The following is a 17,417-nucleotide window of genomic DNA, read 5'->3' as shown; positions in this document are numbered from 1 at the left end:
TAAAGTATACCGACAGTTTTTATCCCATACATTAAGTTAGGGTCTGCCTAAGCTTTCACAAGACGAACAAAACAAGGTGCAATATTCCATATTCTCAAAGTCCGCTTTGTGCCTAGGGACTCATACAAGCAATGTTCATTGACGATCCGCTATATCGCAAAAGTGATCATTCGACTACAGGTTTCTGATTGTCCGTTACTGGCACATATGCGACAGCCAGATTTGATTGATTTCTATAGATCGAGTCTGTCAGTTCAAGTAATAACAGATTCGTTTAATGCTGATTAGTTCTAATGCAAACAGATTTTCACTAAAGTTTTGTTAATTCGGAAATTTTTCTTAATGCTTGCGCTTTAAATGACTTACCAATATTGATCTCTCGTTCATCGATTAACGTTATTTTATTTCCTTCAATAAAACGAATATGTTCAAGGTTTACCATGGCCGATTTGTGCACTTGTAAAAAGGACGAGTCTTTAAGTTGCTCTACAAAGCTTGACAGTGTTCTTGGTGTTAAAACGCTTTTACCATCACGCCAAATCTTCACGTAATTTCCGTAAGCTTCAAAACAACTAACGTCTGCTAAGTTTATTTTAAGTTGCTTTTTATCTACTTTAACAAATATCTGCTTTATGGTTTTGGGATTATCTGTGTGCGTTGCTTGTTGAACTAATTTATAGTGATTAAGTGATTTGTTGCAAGCCTGAAGAAAGCGTTCAAATGAAAAGGGCTTTAAAAGGTAGTCACTTACATCTAATTCATAACTTTCTAATGCATGCTCTTGATAGGCACTAGTGATAACAACCTGTGGTTTTTCTTTCAAAACTTTAAGCAAGTCTAGACCCGAAAGCATTGGCATATTAATATCCAAAAATAGCAGGTCAACCGATTGCTTGGAAAGAAAGTCAAGCGCTTGGGTGGCAGAATAACACTGTCCAACAACGTTGATAAACGGAACGTTGTCACAAAAGCTCTGTAAAATATCGTGTGCTAGGGGTTCGTCGTCAATGATTAAAGCGTTAAGCTTATCCATTATTTTCTAACTCCACAGTTAAGGTTACTAAAAACTCATGTGGTTGTGCCGAAATATTCAATTGATGCTTATTAGTGTAATCAAGCGCCAATCGACGTTGTAAATTTTCAAGTCCAAGGCCACCGTCTATTTGTTTTTCTTGTGGTTTTGATTGACTGTTATTCAGTCTTTCATCAATGGAGTTATGACATTTTACACTAAGCTCATTGCCCTCAAGTGACAAATCGACAGATAACCAAGCGGGCTTATCCGTTGCATCAATACCATGTTTAAAGGCGTTTTCTATGAGTACGATTAAGAGTAATGGAGCTATTTTAAATTGGGTATTCTCTGCTAGTTTTTGGTCAATATTAATGGTTAATGTCGCTTTATGGCTGACGCGAATTTGTTGTAGTGCAATATAGTCAGTTAAGTAAGCAATTTCGTCTTTTAAACTTACACGATGATTACCACCTTTATACACGACAAATCGCAACAGGTTGGATAACTGTAGTATACATTGCGGTGCTTGCGCTTTTTTAGTTAACACCATTGAATATAAGTTGTTGAGGGTATTGAACAAGAAGTGAGGGTTAATTTGTTGTTGTAACCACTTCAACTCTGCCTCGGTATTTTGCTGTTTTAATTTCAGTACCTCAGCGACTTGGTGTTGCCATTTAAACGCCAATATCAACGGTAAACTAATTGCCATGATAATAAATGCTATGCGTAAATTCCAACTATCAAATGGGTCGCTGTTACCACTGGGCAGTAAAGTAAATTGCGTGCTATTTATGGGTAAAAACAGCGCGATTTGACTGAGTAAAGGCGAAGCAATTAGGGTAAAAATACAGGCAGTCCATAAATAGTGAAATACGCCAAAACGGGCCATTACTTTGTTGATCAATACATGGTGGTTAACCCAGTAGAGGAAATAGCCGCATAAATAAAAGCTAAGAAACTGTATAAAATACGCTAATAATTCATCAAATCGCAGCAAGTTTCGCTTTAAATCAATGATAACGTGAATGGGTTGGTTCTCCATCGGATTATCTACCGAGTTAAATACTAATGACCAAAATAAACTAAAAAGTATGACAATGGCTAACAGGATGTTGTCCATGGTGAACTTATCTTTAAGGCGAGTTAAGTTCATTGGTTTAATGTATCGATTTAGTAATGTAATCGCTTCTATTGCAAGCAAACAAACAAATATTAGTAATGTGTTAAAAAAGGTCGCCGCATACGCAATGTAGTTCTCGAGTAAAATAATATGTAGCAGTGGCAGGCCAATGAATCCAACTACCCACCAAGTATATGCTACGACTTTACGGTGCTTTAAGCTTTGATACTTACATAACAGTGCAGGTGAAATGAGAATCGTCAATACGCATACTCTTTCAGTAAAGGTTATCCAATTAAGCTCGTTAACGGTTAAAAAGGCATAAGATACGATAAAAGCAAGGTAGAGACTAAACGGCATATATGGAGAAAAAAAATAAGAGAAGAATGTTTTTGAAAAGGAACGAGAAAACATAGCTGCCTGATAGAATAAGTATTAATAATAAACCAAACATTAGTTTGCGCTGTTCTTTGCTATATGTCAGTACATAAATGACAAAAAGCACTATTTTGATGTTCAACGCACCAAGGAGCTCGGTTACTGTCGATTTTGACATTCATCATTAAAGATTCGACCTTGGTCATTGTTTGCTCGCAAAGTCCGTAACAGTTAATAACAATAACGCCATGTAACACTGAAAGTGGCGAATATATGCTAACAATAACTGACTTATGTAAGACTTACGCAGAGAAAAAGAGTCAAAATATTCCTGCATTAGATCATGTAAATTTATCAATTGGTTCTGGCATGTTTGGACTTTTAGGGCCGAATGGCGCTGGTAAGTCGAGCTTAATGAGGACTATTGCAACCTTGCAAAAGCCTGATGCTGGCACGATAACATTTGCCGGCGAAAATATTATTGAACACCCTGAGTTTATGCGTAAACAGTTGGGTTATTTGCCTCAAGATTACGGTGTTTATCCAGGAGTATCTGCTTATGAGTTACTTGATTACCTAGCAAAACTAAAGGGCGTGACTGATGGTAAAAAGCGCAATGCTCAAATCGATAAGTTACTAACACAAGTCAACCTGACACAGCATAAAAGTCACGCCGTTAGTCGATTTTCAGGGGGCATGAAGCAACGTTTTGGTATAGCACAGGCATTATTGGGCGATCCTAAAATGCTGATTGTTGACGAGCCTACAGCAGGGCTTGATCCAGAAGAACGCAATCGCTTTCATAATTTACTGGTTGAAATAAGCCGCGACAAAGTGGTGCTGTTGTCAACGCATATTGTTGAAGATGTCAGTCATCTTTGCCCAAACATGGCGATACTTGCCGCGGGAAAAATTGTTAAACAAGGCTCTCCTGCACAATTGATTGAACAAGTTAAGGGCAAAATTTGGCAGATAAAAACCAGTAAAGCTAACCTCGAAGGCGTTATTCCCAAGACGCAAGTCATCAGTCAACGGTTATTCGCTGGAGAGGCGACCATTCATGTTTATAGTGAGCATCAACCTAGCCCCGACTTTCATCAAGTATCACCTGATTTAGAAGATGCTTATTTTGCAGCGTTACATTGCAATACTTCTGAATTACAAGACATTTAGTAAGGAATTAAGTATGAAAAGTTTACTAATTGCCGAGCTAAAATTACAACGTCGCCACTGGCTTTGGTTGCTTGCTATGGTGTTATCTTTTGCCTTTGGTACTTTTGTTATAAATAAGCAAACACCAGATATGGATATTCAGATCAGTGGCGCATATTTTCTGATCAAAACGTTTGCTATTCAACTTTTACTATTGCCTGTTTTGGTCGCGATATTTTCAGCGCAAGCGACTATTAGAGATTTTGAAAGTGATATGGCAGGTATTGTGTATGCAAGCAGCACTAAGCTAACACAGGTACTTATTGCAAGGTTTATAGCGTTTTTTCTTCTCTGTTGGTGTGTTTATCTGAGTTTTGGCGTTGGCATTTTCGTTGGTTTAACAACGCAACCGTCCATTTCTTTAGTCTTACCTCTTGCCAGCCTTGGTTGGGCGTTACTTGTGTTAGCGTTACCTAACGTTTTATTTGTTTGTGCAATATTTTTTGCGATTGGTCTATATGGTAAACGCAGTATTTATTTGTATTTAAATGCGTGTTTATTATTCTTTGCCTACCAATTCTTTTTAACCATCAATGGTTCACCGTTAATGGCTAGTAGAGTCGCTGTTTCTGCTGAATTGGCTTCATTATATTCGTGGATAGACCCTTTTGCTTTAAGTACCTATTTTGAGCAAGTAAAGCAATGGCAGCCTTCAGACAAAAATACGCTTTTGCCAACTTTTGACAAGACTTTAGTTACCAATCGTCTACTGGTTGTTTTCGCCGCGTTGGTCGTCACGGTTTATACCATAATGCATCATGTGAGAAATTTTAAAATAGATGCGATGAAAGATGAAAGCATGTTGATACCGAATTGGATAAAGCGCTTGACGTTTTCTTTAACGCGTTCGTTTGCGCTTCCTTTTATTGCTCGACTTCGAGCTAAATTGCCCGCGTATAGTGTACTTACCATCGCACATAAAGAATGGCAGCTGAGCGTTAAAACCAAAACATTTTTTGCTATGTGTTGCGCATTAGTGTTTTTAATAACGAGCGAAGTCTACTTTGGCTATATACATCTTGAAAACTTAGGCACGTCGGCAATTGCCTCTACGATGATCACCGTCAATCGATATATTGCCGATATTTTACCGCGGTTTGGTGGTTTATTTATGTTGTTTCTTGCTGCTGAATTGTGCTGGCGTGATCAGCAAAGTAAGGTTAAATCACTCATCGATAGTACGCCTGTCAGTAATGCAGCGTTGTTTTTTGGTCGTTTAATAGCGCTGTGCTTTGTCCCGTTATTTTTTATTACTTTGAGTATTGTTGCTTCCATCATTATGCAGTCTGCTCATGGTGGAGACATTAGTCTGAGTGTGTATTTGTCGATGTATTTTTATTTTGGATTGCCGATGATTTGGTTAGCAACGCTTTGTGTCGTGATACACGCATTGTTACCCAATAAATACTTAGCACTGGGTATCACCTTTGCCTTATTTGTCTGTTTTGAAACTAGCATGCTGCAATCTTTTGGTTTAGAGCACCCATTATGGACACTCGGGCAATTGCCGCTCTTAAGTTTCTCTGAGTTTGTTGGCTTTGGTGGTGAAATCGATGCATTAGTTGGCTACTTAATTTTTAGATATAGTTTACTTATTGTTTTATCACTTATTGCGTTTAAATTTTTCCGTCGTGGTGAGGAGTTATCATCGGCCTTTACTTCGCCTATGTTATGGCATCGTAATGAGAAAGCGATATTCGTTTGTTGTTTAGTGGCTATTGTTATAACGCTTGGTAACATCGTATATCAGACTTGGTACATAGGTCATTACCAATCAAGTAATGATCGGCATGTGTGGAAAGCAAGTTATGAAAAAAAATATGCTTACTTAAAAGATCAAGCGTCACTGTCTGCCGAACAAGTTACAACAGTGGTTGAGTTGATGCCTAATGAAAGACGTTTGACAATTAATGCTGAATACCAGTTAGTTAATCGTAGCGAAAACGCTATTACGCAGTTGGTATTTTCTACTCCTTTGCCTTTTCATTACCGAAATATTCAAGTAGAGAATGCTAAGCAGATGTCGTATGACCAAGCCCATCAAACACATATTTATGCATTTTCTCAGCCGATTCAGCCAGGTCAATTTACTCAGTTACGTTTTACTGCGGATTATCAGCAAAATGGATACTTAGGTGTACCTGGAGATAACTTTTTAACCCGTAATTACAGTTATATTCGTTTCTTACGCTATCTACCATTTTTTGGCTATGTTAAGCACTATCAATTAACCAATAAGGGTTTACGCGAAAAGTTCGCTTTACCTAAACTTACGCATACCACACTTGAACAAGATCTTGAAAAATATCAAGGTGATATGTCAGAGCTTTATGATTGGGCAATGTTAGATACTACCATTGTAACGAATGAAGACCACATTGCATTTGCACCAGGAAAATTGGTTAAACAATGGCAAGAGGGAAGCAAAAAAGCGTTTCAATATAAAACACAAGGAAAAGTGCGCAATATCGGGCATATTGTTTCGCACAATTTCCCCGTTAAAACGGAAAAAGTTGCTCATACAACAGTTGACGTTTACTACCCCGAAAACAAAGAAGACTATGCCGAACGTCATTTAAGTGCTATTCGTGATGCCTTGCATTATGGTAATGAACACTTTGGCTCAATAATGACTAATAACTTGCGTTTAGTGCCTGTTGCAGGTTTTTTCCCTTCTACTGGTTATGCGTTACCGCATACTATTTTCATTGGTGAAGGCGTTGGATTTCACGTTGATTTAACGAATAAAGCGGGCTTTGACCATTTATACCGTCGAACGGTGCATGAAGTCGCGCATCAGTGGTGGGGACATGGCTTGAATGGCGCTGCAACAGAAGGAGAAGCGGTATTAGTAGAAACACTGGCGAAGTATACGGAAATGGTATTATTAGCACGTAAGTATGGTGACGACTACGTAAAGCAGCTTATTAAGTATGAGCAACAACGTTACTTTTCAGGTCGTTCGCGTACGAATATTAATGAATTGCCCCTTTATCGAAGTGATGAAAATTATCTCATCTATTCAAAAGGTGCTGCTGCTATGTATGCACTTAAACAGCAACTGGGCGAATCGGCGATCAATAAGGCGTTAAAAAAATTAGTCGCGTTACATTCGTATCCAAATAAACCAGCAACTACATTAGATTTTATTGCCTACCTACAGGAAGATAAAACCGCTGAACAGCAGCAGTTGATAAATAATTGGTTTAAAGAGGTCATTGTTCATGATGTTGAAATTACTAAAGCAGAGTTGAGCAATGCTGAACATGGCTACGTTGTCAGTATTTGTTTGCAAGATAATAAAGCAGCGCTGTCTCGGGTAAATGTAAGTGTGTTTACTGGCAAGGAAAAACAAATAGATAGCATGAATATTGCCACGAATATTAAGAAAGGGGTTAACACGTGTGTTAAGTGGCAACTAGCAACAAAACCACATTATATTGAGCTTGATCCATCGCTGTTATTGCTTGATAGCAATAGAGAAAATAATCGGTATATTTTTGGTTTGAAGTAATAAAGGTAGCGCACACCACTAAAATTAATTAACGTGGTGTGGCTATTTCAAATAGGGTACCAGTAGACGCATTGCTTACTATTTATTTTATTAGTAGGGGCCAAGCGATTAAGCCAATTTCTGCTACAGATAGCAGTGTTTCTTTTGATGCGCCATCACGGGCTTGAATAGACATCCCTTGTTGAAGGGTAATGTAATACGTTGCAATAGCAAGACAGTCAATTTCAGATTTAAGTCTACCGTTTTCAATATCACGCTTTAGCAAGCTAATAAGGTTTTCTTTACTTTCTGCACGACACTCTTGCAACAAATGATGTATGGGTAGGTTTGTGTCATCTGGATTCATTGCACCTAATATAATCAAACAACCTTTTGGCTTATTTGCTTGGGTAAATTCCTCTGCACTCAATGTTAATAGCGTTTTTATGGCTGCTTCGGCAGAACTTTCTCGCATGGTTTCCTGCCATATTTTACTACCCTCTGATGTGCGATATAGCGTTATTACCTCATTGAACAATGCTTCTTTAGATCCAAAAGTTGAATAAATACTGGGGGTGTTAATGCCCATAGCGGCTACGAGATCCGCCATGGAAGTATTATCGTAACCTTGCTGCCAAAAAGTCATCATTGCATTACGTAGAGTTTTTGTTCTATCAAATTTACGTGGTCTTCCTCGTGTACTCATACTTTAGCTCTTAAGATTTAAAAAAATATTTACATAATGATCGTTACAAAAATAAAAGCAAGTGCTAGTATATGTTTTTGTAACGTTCGATACATATATATTAACAGATAATAGGAAAGAATATGCAACGATTAAAAAATAAAGTAGCACTTATTACAGGGGGAAGCCGAGGAATGGGCGCCGCCATTGCCGAACGATTAGCTCAAGAGGGGGCTAACGTGGTGATTACCTATGTAAATAATGAAGAAAAAGCACATGGTGTAGTGGCTAAACTGAGAGATATTGGTGCTAAAGCGATTGCGATTAAAGCTGATAATGCCGATCCTCAAGCAATAACATCTGGAGTTGATGCAACAGTCGCAGCGTTTGGTCAGCTTGATATTTTAGTGAATAATGCTGGCATTTTTAATCCTAAACCAATAGAAGCAGTGACATTAGAAGATATCAATCAAATACTAAACATCAATGTACGTGCAGTAGTGCTCGCTTCTAAGGCAGCCGCTGCGTATATGAAACCAGGAGGTAGAATTATTTCTATAGGCAGTAACCTTGCAGAACGTGCAGTAATGCCAGGGTTAAGTTTATACAGCCTCAGTAAAGCTGCGCTTATTGGATTTACTAAAGGGCTAGCACGTGATTTAGGTCAACAAGGTATTACGGTGAATATTGTTCATCCTGGTTCTACAAATACAGATATGAATCCGGCAGATGGTGAATACAGTGATATGCAACGCAATGCTATGTGCATACCACAATATGCTGAGCCTGATGATATTGCGGGTGTAATCGCATTTATTGCAAGTGAAGAAGGGAAGTGTATGACAGCTTCTGAGCTAACTATTGATGGTGGCGCAAACGCGTAATAGCGGCAGAGGTGATTAAAGTGAGAAATCAAACAAAAGTAATGCGCCATAATAAATTCGCGCTTTTGAACCTTCTTGCTTTTTTATCTTTTGCGGTCGTCACAACAGAATTTGCCATGGTAGGTTTTTTGCCTGAAATAGCGGTACAGCTAGATATTTCATTGGCGAAAGCGGGGAAGTTTGTAACTTGGTTTGCATTAGGGGCCGCGGTGGTAGGTCCTTGCTTAACGTTATTGGCAAAAGCATTCGATGCTAAGCGTGTGTTAGTGCTTGTTGTTATTGCTTTTACCTTGGCGAATGTTGTTATTGTTACATTGCCCCACTATCAGGTGATTGTGGTAACTCGATTTATTCAGGGCGGTTTTTTACCGGTTATTTTAAGTATTATAGCCATGATTGCTGTTGATACTTTCGGTGATAACCGTCAATACTGGGCAATCTCACGTGTAAACGTGGGGGTGGTGATTGCTACTGTAATAGGTATTCCACTTAGTGCTTTTTTGGCGTTGAAATATAATTGGCAGCTTATTTTTTTGCTGCTGTCAGTATTGGGTTTTTTTGCCATTATTGGTGTTGTTATTTACTTGCCACACGTAACACCAGAAAAACAAAAAACTAAAAAGAATAAATCGCCTTTAATTCTACAACCTTTGTTTTTATTACACCTTTTGATATCAATGTTCTTATTTACGGCTTTGTTTACCGTATATACATATATAACGCCTTTCATCTTAGCTATAACAACCTTTAATAATGAAGCAGTTGGATGGTTGTTGTTTATCTTTGGCGTTGCTGGTGTGGTAGGTAATTGGGTGGCTGGACAACTCTTTTTTCAGCGAATTATCCAACCAAGCGTCTATCTTAGTTTACTATTCTTTTTAGTTGTTATGCTATTTACTCACATCGGCGCATACTGGAAATTTTCAGCGCTATTTATTTTGGCGTTATGGGGCGCAGTGCATATGGCAGCGTTTGTGATCACACAGGTTAGAATAATTCAGGTAGCTCACGAAGATAAAGCGTTTGCATTATCACTTAATATGGCAGTATGTAATTTAGGCATTGGTTGTGGGGCTGTTGTTGGTGGCTGGGTTTCTAGTCAATATGCTGTAGATAAGGTCGGTAATGTAGCGGCAAGTATCGCATTGGTAACTGCCTTGGTTGCATGGTTATGTCAAATACAGAGAAAATAACCAACACTACGTTACCTCTTTTTAGTTTCTTTGGGTAAACTATATTCATCAAACGTGGTGCGGCGAGTCGCTAATATTTGCTTTGCTATTCTGAGTCTGTAAGTACTTCGGTTAAACATTTGCCATTGTTTTTTGCTTTATATAATGCAATATCTGCTTTTTTAATAGATTCGTTAATAGGCTGCTTTAACATCACTTGGCAAATGCCAGCTGAAAAGCTGAAAGGAAACTCGTGATTGTCAATTATTACCGGTTGCTCCTTAAGCATGGTGCGTAATCGCTCAATAACAATATAAGCCTGACGTGCTGTTTTATGTTGAAAAACAACAATAAACTCCTCGCCGCCAAACCGACAAAAGAGGTCTTCAGTTCTGATTGTGTGTTTCGTTAGTGTAGAAAAATGCTTTAATACCTTATCTCCGCCGTCATGTCCCAAGTTGTCATTTATTGCTTTAAAGTTATCAAGATCTAACATGGCAATGGCAAGAGGGGCTTTAACGCGGCTGTGTAAACTTATCACTTTATCAATTGAGTTGAAGAAGAAGCGACGATTATAGGTTTGTGTTAGATCATCCAAAAATGCCATGTTTGTCAATTTATCTTCTAACGCGGCTTGTTCTTTGGCTTTGAAACGGTAGGAGCAGCAATCAGCGAGTACTTCGGCAAAATGTACTTCATGCTTCTTCCATTTACGTAGTCGTTTTGTTTGTTCACAACACACCACACCTGCGGGAAAGCCATTCTCAAAGATAATGGTATCTAGCATAGACTTTATATTTTGGGGTTTTAGGTATGTTTCGTTGAATTCTAACGTACGTTGGTCAGTTGTTGCATTATTGGCTATGATAGCTTCGCCGAATTTAATGGCATCGAAGTAGGCGGGATAATCTTGTTTTAGTAAAATAGGAAGTTCGCTTGGTACTTCACTTTGATGCCAGTCGGTATTTGCTACACACACTAACTTTTTTGGTTTTAATAACCAAACCGTTATTCTGCTAACATTTAATACTTGTTGTGCCTCATGTAAAATGTCTTTCATAAAGACATGAATGGGTGATGTTAGATCAACTTTTAATGACGCCATTCTCCGTATTAAATGGGTGTTTGCTTGTAATAACTCGTTGCTGAATTTAGTCAAGTGTAATTGAGTACCCTACAAACAAATGATGAGTCTAAGTATAATCATCATTTGCTGTTTTGTTCAAATAAATCAGTTGATGATGAGTTATTTATTAAAGCGTTATCGTTAATTGTGATTATTGGTGTAATGAAAGCAGCGTCTTGTTTTGTGTCATACTAAACTGCTTGCTCTACTGCTAATGGTGGATCTGACCGCATTACTTTGTTTCTGCCAGAAGATTTTGCTTGATATAGCGCTTTATCTGCAGCATCAATAGCTTTTCTGATGGTATCTGCTGATAAGTCTAGTTGATGAACACCAACGCTCACGGTAAAACTAATGGCGTTATTTTGATCATTGATAATCACTTCTTCACTTGCTGCTTGTCTAATGCGTTCTGCGACTTTCCACGCGTTGTTGGCGTCACACCCCGGTAATAGTAACAAAAACTCTTCGCCACCATAGCGACAAGCAATATCGACATTCCGCTGGTGTTGTTTGATCAATGAAGCGAAGTTGACAATAATTTCGTCACCCAATAAGTGGCCATAATTGTCATTAAATGCTTTAAAGTGATCGATATCAATCACCATAATGCTGATAGGTGACTGTTGTTGTTTGGCATCATGTACTAATTGTTGTGCCGCCGTTTCAAAATAGCGACGGTTAAATAAACCCGTCATTGGGTCGGTATCAGCGAGTCGTTTAAGCTCCTCTTGTTTCCCCTTTAGGCGTTCCAACTCTTTAATACGATAGGAAAGTACAAAGGCCATCATTAATGCTTCGAGCAGTATGCCTATACCTACGCCGTGACTATTAATTTGGTTGTAATCGCTTAACCCTTTGTAATAAAACACTGCCAACATGTTGAAAATAATAAACATTGAGTGACCTAAAAAGAAATATTTCGCTAAGGGTTCACGTTTTCGCCATAAAGAAATTGATACCCCAAAGGTAATCAACATCATAGTGGCGGCAAGTGTACTCGCGGGCTTTAAGGCAGCAGTGATATCAAATAAACTATATATAAAGTCGCCAACGAGCAGTGCGAGTAATAAACTTAACGCAAGGTGTTCTTTCGGGTATCGTTTTCGCGTGTCAAAAATAAGCATAATAAACAAGACAAGAAAGCTAGGCATACTCAGTACGTTGGAATTTAGCTGGAATACTTCAGCGCTAAAAACACCAAAAAAATTAGCGGCGACACCATAAGATAACGCAACCCAAATAGTGCCTGAAATTAGGTAGAACGCATAAACAATGTTTTCTATTTTACGTGCAGAAATATACAAGAAAAAGTTATAGATCATTAACGCCAGCATCATGCCGACTAATAGAGCAATGTATTTACCAGTGCCTACTAATGCTTGTTTAGAAGCTTGTTCATCAAATAAGCTTAATTGGTACCATTGATGGGAAAAAGAGGTGTTTTTTACATAAATAGTCTTAGTTTCTTGCGGCGCAAGTTGAAATGGAAAAACGGCTGTTCCTCCATACATTAATGGTTTATCGCCCGACTTATGTAATGGGATATCAATATGATTTATTAATTGTTTTTGTTGGGTTTCATAAAAGCTAACATGTTTTAAGTGGTACGCATGTGGGTGATGTATATAGAGTTTAAGTGATTCATCTTGTTGATTGCTTACCACTATTTTCGACCATGTTACCATTGCATTTGTGCCTAACGATAACTTACTCAGCGATGGGGTAAATTGCTGGTTAATAACGTCATCAAAGTGCATTTTTTCAGAGCCGTCAACGTAGTAACTCATGGGGAATTCTGCTAATTCGACCTTTGATGTGTTAATGTTAACCGTTTGTTGTTGGTTATCGGTTTCGGCATTAGCTAAGGGTAAAGTAAGAAAAAACACCAATAACAAAATGAAATACCACTTGATGCTTTTTGTTTGAACGTCCATGACCTTTCTCTATTATTTAAGTTTTTATTTACAATAAGAATTTTCACCGTTTTATCTGCTAAAGTCGAGCATAATATGTTCGTTTAACCAGAGAAAGCGAGAGAAAACGAGGTTAAAGGTCGTGTTAAGTATAAGACACACTTTAGATGGGTAAAAATAGGTATGAGGGCAAGTATCTCGGGTTGCCGTTGCGTAGTTATGATGGCTGCGTGTTATAGTTTAAATTGACTTACCAGTTTACTTAACATTTCATATTCTTTCTCCACAGCATTACAACAGTCAGATGCTTCTTTTACTGAGTTGTTATTGTCTTCGGCAAGTACGTTTATTTGTTCCACTTGTTCTGCCATATCTTTTCCTACCATTGACTGCTCCATCGTAGCAGAGGCAACTTGGCTATTTTGCACTTCAATACTGGCAACTTGCTCAGAAATCATTTGGAATGTTTCACTTACCGATTCTGCACATATTAATGTTTGTTCAACCATATCTGCAGCACGAGTCATTACAGATACTGATTCATTTGAGCCTTGCTGTAATTCTTCAATAATGGTTTGTATTTCTAACGTTGATTCCTGTGTACGTTGTGCCAAGGTTCTCACTTCATCGGCAACAACCGCAAAACCTCGCCCTTGTTCACCAGCACGAGCAGCTTCAATAGCAGCATTTAATGCAAGTAAGTTCGTTTGCTCTGCAATGCTTCTAATAACATCAAGCACGGTAACTATATTTGTTGCTTGTTGCGCAACCTTCTTAACGGTTTCTGTAGATGCTAGAACAGTACTTCCTAATTCTTTTGTAACCGATAAGCTTTGTTCGAGTGTATCAGTACCTACTTTCACTTGTTCTACAGCAATAGCACTAGCTTCACTAGACAATGTCGCTGATTCTGCAACACTTTCTGACGTTGTAGACATTTCTTCAATCGCTGCGGAGAGTTGAGTTGTTTTATCAGATTGCTCTACTGACTTTTGCTCAACCCAATTAAACTTTTCTCTTAAGCGTTGGACTTGCTCATCCAATATGTCAGAGGTTTTTCCCATACTGGTTAAAGTTTTATGCATGATATTCATCATGCTATTAAAAGAGCGTGAAACCTGACCTATTTCGTCATTTTCATTTTTATCACCTGTTTCTTTAACACGGCGCGTAAAATCAAGTGTTTCAGCGACTTCATTAACTGATTTGTTGAGGCGTAAAATCGGTTTAGCCAAATAATTTCCAAGCCATAATGCGGTCAATATACCTAAAGCCACTAAGACTAATGTACTGCTGAGAGAGGTAAAGACTAGCGATGAGCTTAATTGTTCAGACGCGAGAAATGCTTCATGTTGATCAATTTCACTTAAAATCGCCCACTTGTTGCCTGCAACGTCAAATGCAGCATAAGCTGATGCAACGATTACTCCTCTGTAATCCTCTATTAAATCAAAACCACTTTGACCATTTATGGCTGCTTTTACCGCTTTAGAATCAATTCTTGCGATGCCTAATGCTGATTTTTTTGCTGAAATTAATGCGATATCTTTCGCTGGAGTTCCCGCTTTTTTCAACGCCATTAAATAATTGTCAGTATCTTCTAATAAAAATCGACTTTCACTGCGCATGAGGTAATCGCTTCCAACTAAGTAAGTTTCACCTGACTTACCTAAACCACGTGCGTCCCATTGGCCCTGATATGTCATAATGCTATTAATTTTATCTATCGGTGCTTGAAAGATAAGTGCGCCGATAGTGGCATTATTCACGACGATAGGTGAAGAGAAAAAAGCAGCGGCGCTTTCGTATGAAGGGGTATAGGGTGAGAAATCTGTCATGATAACCTCGCCTTGTACCGCAGTAATAGCTTTGTTATATGCTTGCGCTAATCCAGATGTTGAAAAAGCACCATTTGCTAGCGATGTTGCGTAATCAATTTCTTTAAAAACAGAGTAAACAACATTTCCTGTTAAATCGACGATAAAAATATCGTAAAAGCCAAATTGTTGTAAAAATTGTTGAAACTTAGGGTGGTATTTAAGGTGAACCTGATCATATGTAGAGCCATCATTAAGCGTCGTTAATTTATCTTTCTCACCCAAACCGTATTGGCTTGCTGCAATATACCGATATTGTAATGCTAGCCCAGCATCCGACAGTTTATCAACAAATTGTGTTGTATCTAATTGACGTTGTTGATTTTCAGTTTGATATTTTTTTGCGAAATCATGTTGATAAAACGATGATAATTGAGCTTGTTGCTGCGCCTTGCTTGGTAAAGTAGATTCTTCAGTATAGCGTTGAAAACTGCTGATAAACGCCGTGGTGGCATCTTCTGTCATACTTGAATTGGCCAGAGAAACAACTTGTTGGCCAATGGTGTCAAAGTAGTCAGAAATTTGCTCTTTTTTGGCGTCTCGTAAGCCTATTAAACGTTGTTCAACTTGAGTATAAAGTGCCGATGAAACATCAGTTGTAGCAATATAGGTAAGTAAAGCTGAGGTTAAAATTAACGCAACACTTACGACACCACCAACATTGAGAATAATCTTGTTTTTTAAACGCATTAAGAAACTGCCTCACAAAAAAACACTCCTTGTTCAGCAATGGTTATTACTTCAATATTAGGACAAAATTCAAATTTTGTTAGAAATACACCGGTATTTTTCTAAAATTGACAATAGAAAAACAATACTGATGTTTTTAATGTATTGGGTATGACTACTTAAATATTTCATTGCAATATTTAAGTGTTCATTTGTTAAGAAAATGTAAAAAAATTTACTATGAAAGCCAAACTGTGTAAATTAGCGAAAATGTAAGTACTCTCCAAAAAAGGATGTTCAATGAAGATTAAATTCGCCAGTATTGCCATTGCCACACTATTACTTTCCGCCTGCGGTGGAGGTGGAGGTTCATCGTCAACGCCTAAGCAAAATATTAATCCACCACCAGTAAATAATGGACCAGATGCGCCAGTATGGACAGAAGGGGAGTTTTTAGGCGCTAGTGGATTTAAAAATTACTGTGAAGCGCCGCGTTCAGGGAATGGTTTTAGTGATGTAGATGGTACGTCTATGCATGAAAAAATGTGGATTCGTTCATGGAGTAACGAAACCTATTTATGGTATGACGAAATTGCAGATGTCGACCCTACAAACTATGAAGTATTAGCCTACTTTGATACACAAAAAACAACCGATACTACATCTTCTGGTAAACCTAAAGACCAATTTCACTTTACTTATGATACAGAAGAATGGGAACAACTTAGTCAATCTGGTGTCGTGTATGGCTATGGTATTGAGTGGGCAATTATATCGCCTACTGTCCCACGAAAAGCAGTGGTTGTTTTTACGGAACCTGACACAGAAGCCCGCACTAAAAATATAACACGTGGTAGTGAGTTAATAGAAATAGACGGTATCGATTTTGTTAACACAAACTCACAAAGCGATGTAAACGCAATTAATGCGGCGCTATTTCCAGAAGAATTAAATCAGTCGCATACCTTTAAATTTAGAGCTGTTGATGGTGAAGAATTTACAGTAACTATGTCTTCTGCTTCTATTGAAACCTCGCCAGTATTAACCACTAAGGTAATTGATACGCCTACTGGTAACGTAGGTTACATGCAATTTAACTCTTTCATTGCCCCAGCTGAAGAGCAACTTTATCATTCATTTGGTGAATTTAAGCAGAATAATGTTACCGATTTAGTACTCGATTTACGCTATAACTCGGGTGGTTTATTGTATATGGCTTCTCAGCTTGGTTACATGATTGCCGGTGACAATACTAACGGTTCGCTCTTTTATCGTTTTAAATTCAATGACAAGATAAATAGTGAAGTAATACCATACTCTACAACAACCTATGGTTTTGCTGATGGCTTTCAAGCCGGTTTAACACTTCCAACCTTAAACTTGAATCGAGTATTCATTTTGACCACTGATTCTACTTGCTCAGCAAGTGAAGCTGTGATGAATGGACTGTTAGGCAGCGATGTTGAAGTGATTCAAATTGGTGGCACTACTTGTGGTAAGCCTTATGGTTTTACAGGAGAAGATAATTGTGGAACCACATATTTTACCATTCAGTTCTCTGGTGATAATGCCATGGGATTTGGTGATTATGCTGACGGTTTCTCTGCGATAAACTCGTCAAATCCATTTGCAGATCCAAATGCGCTTGTTGAAGGTTGTGAAGTAAGTGATGACTACAGTAAGCCTTTAGGTGATGTGTCTGAGCGTTTATTGTCTACCGCATTATCTTACCGAAATAACGGTAGTTGCCCTGTTCAGCCTGTAGGGGCTCCTGCGAATTACCAACGTGCAACGTTCTCGAATCAAAAAATGATCAAAGACAACAGAATTAGTACGTTATTGCGCAGCAATATTATACGAGGAATGTAAC

General features: G+C 38.2%; 11 protein-coding genes. 5 read left to right on the top strand and 6 right to left on the bottom strand.

Going from position 1 to position 17,417, the window contains the following annotated elements; translation table 11 throughout:
- Positions 1-310 precede the first annotated feature (310 nt).
- Positions 311-1,033, bottom strand: a complete 723-nt coding sequence (locus QUE09_RS13895; protein WP_286233406.1) for a LytR/AlgR family response regulator transcription factor — start codon at positions 1,031-1,033, stop codon at positions 311-313.
- A complete protein-coding gene (locus QUE09_RS13890) occupies positions 1,026-2,549 on the bottom strand; it encodes a sensor histidine kinase (protein WP_286233405.1) in 1,524 nt (507 codons plus the stop codon). Before QUE09_RS13890 ends, QUE09_RS13895 begins: the two co-directional genes overlap by 8 nt.
- 237 nt (positions 2,550-2,786) lie before the next feature.
- Between QUE09_RS13890 and QUE09_RS13885 the strand changes: the two genes are divergently transcribed.
- Complete coding sequence (locus QUE09_RS13885) at positions 2,787-3,686, top strand: ABC transporter ATP-binding protein (RefSeq protein WP_286233404.1); 900 nt, start codon at positions 2,787-2,789, stop codon at positions 3,684-3,686.
- A gap of 13 nt (positions 3,687-3,699) precedes the next feature.
- Positions 3,700-7,239: a M1 family aminopeptidase gene (locus tag QUE09_RS13880; RefSeq protein WP_286233403.1), complete on the top strand. Its 3,540-nt coding sequence runs from the start codon at positions 3,700-3,702 to the stop codon at positions 7,237-7,239.
- A gap of 82 nt (positions 7,240-7,321) precedes the next feature.
- On the opposite strand, the gene QUE09_RS13875 is transcribed toward QUE09_RS13880, so the two are convergent.
- Entirely contained in the window at positions 7,322-7,924 is a 603-nt protein-coding gene (locus QUE09_RS13875; RefSeq protein WP_286233402.1) for a TetR/AcrR family transcriptional regulator, read from the bottom strand.
- A gap of 122 nt (positions 7,925-8,046) precedes the next feature.
- Here QUE09_RS13875 and QUE09_RS13870 point away from each other — a divergent pair, with 122 nt between their 5' ends.
- On the top strand, positions 8,047-8,787 hold the full coding sequence (locus QUE09_RS13870; RefSeq protein WP_286233401.1) for an SDR family NAD(P)-dependent oxidoreductase: 741 nt from the start codon (positions 8,047-8,049) through the stop codon (positions 8,785-8,787).
- Between the two features lie 20 nt (positions 8,788-8,807).
- Positions 8,808-9,980, top strand: a complete 1,173-nt coding sequence (locus tag QUE09_RS13865) for an MFS transporter (protein ID WP_286233400.1) — start codon at positions 8,808-8,810, stop codon at positions 9,978-9,980.
- Positions 9,981-10,065: 85 nt separating this feature from the next.
- Here the strand turns inward: QUE09_RS13865 and QUE09_RS13860 are convergent, their stop codons facing one another.
- The 3 genes from QUE09_RS13860 to QUE09_RS13850 form a co-directional block, all read right to left on the bottom strand.
- On the bottom strand, positions 10,066-11,064 hold the full coding sequence (locus QUE09_RS13860; RefSeq protein ID WP_286233398.1) for a sensor domain-containing diguanylate cyclase: 999 nt from the start codon (positions 11,062-11,064) through the stop codon (positions 10,066-10,068).
- Between the two features lie 212 nt (positions 11,065-11,276).
- The gene (locus QUE09_RS13855; RefSeq protein WP_286233396.1) at positions 11,277-13,022 is read right to left on the bottom strand and encodes a sensor domain-containing diguanylate cyclase; all 1,746 of its coding nucleotides are present in this window, start codon (positions 13,020-13,022) and stop codon (positions 11,277-11,279) included.
- A gap of 212 nt (positions 13,023-13,234) precedes the next feature.
- A complete protein-coding gene (locus QUE09_RS13850; RefSeq protein WP_286233395.1) occupies positions 13,235-15,568 on the bottom strand; it encodes a methyl-accepting chemotaxis protein in 2,334 nt (777 codons plus the stop codon).
- 279 nt (positions 15,569-15,847) lie between these two features.
- Here QUE09_RS13850 and QUE09_RS13845 point away from each other — a divergent pair, with 279 nt between their 5' ends.
- Complete coding sequence (locus tag QUE09_RS13845) at positions 15,848-17,416, top strand: S41 family peptidase (RefSeq protein WP_286233394.1); 1,569 nt, start codon at positions 15,848-15,850, stop codon at positions 17,414-17,416.
- Position 17,417: the final 1 nt, after the last annotated feature.

This window comes from Thalassotalea sediminis, assembly GCF_030295915.1.
In the GTDB taxonomy this organism is placed as follows: Bacteria; Pseudomonadota; Gammaproteobacteria; order Enterobacterales; family Alteromonadaceae; genus Thalassotalea_C; species Thalassotalea_C sediminis.
This window is presented reverse-complemented; position numbering and strand designations above follow the sequence as displayed.

Coding starts and splice junctions, on each gene's coding strand:
- QUE09_RS13895 (WP_286233406.1), bottom strand. CDS start 1,033: ATGGATAAGCTTAACGCTTTAATCATTGACGACGAACCCCTAGCACAC.
- QUE09_RS13890 (WP_286233405.1), bottom strand. CDS start 2,549: ATGTTTTCTCGTTCCTTTTCAAAAACATTCTTCTCTTATTTTTTTTCT.
- QUE09_RS13885 (WP_286233404.1), top strand. CDS start 2,787: ATGCTAACAATAACTGACTTATGTAAGACTTACGCAGAGAAAAAGAGT.
- QUE09_RS13880 (WP_286233403.1), top strand. CDS start 3,700: ATGAAAAGTTTACTAATTGCCGAGCTAAAATTACAACGTCGCCACTGG.
- QUE09_RS13875 (WP_286233402.1), bottom strand. CDS start 7,924: ATGAGTACACGAGGAAGACCACGTAAATTTGATAGAACAAAAACTCTA.
- QUE09_RS13870 (WP_286233401.1), top strand. CDS start 8,047: ATGCAACGATTAAAAAATAAAGTAGCACTTATTACAGGGGGAAGCCGA.
- QUE09_RS13860 (WP_286233398.1), bottom strand. CDS start 11,064: ATGGCGTCATTAAAAGTTGATCTAACATCACCCATTCATGTCTTTATG.
- QUE09_RS13855 (WP_286233396.1), bottom strand. CDS start 13,022: ATGGACGTTCAAACAAAAAGCATCAAGTGGTATTTCATTTTGTTATTG.
- QUE09_RS13850 (WP_286233395.1), bottom strand. CDS start 15,568: ATGCGTTTAAAAAACAAGATTATTCTCAATGTTGGTGGTGTCGTAAGT.
- QUE09_RS13845 (WP_286233394.1), top strand. CDS start 15,848: ATGAAGATTAAATTCGCCAGTATTGCCATTGCCACACTATTACTTTCC.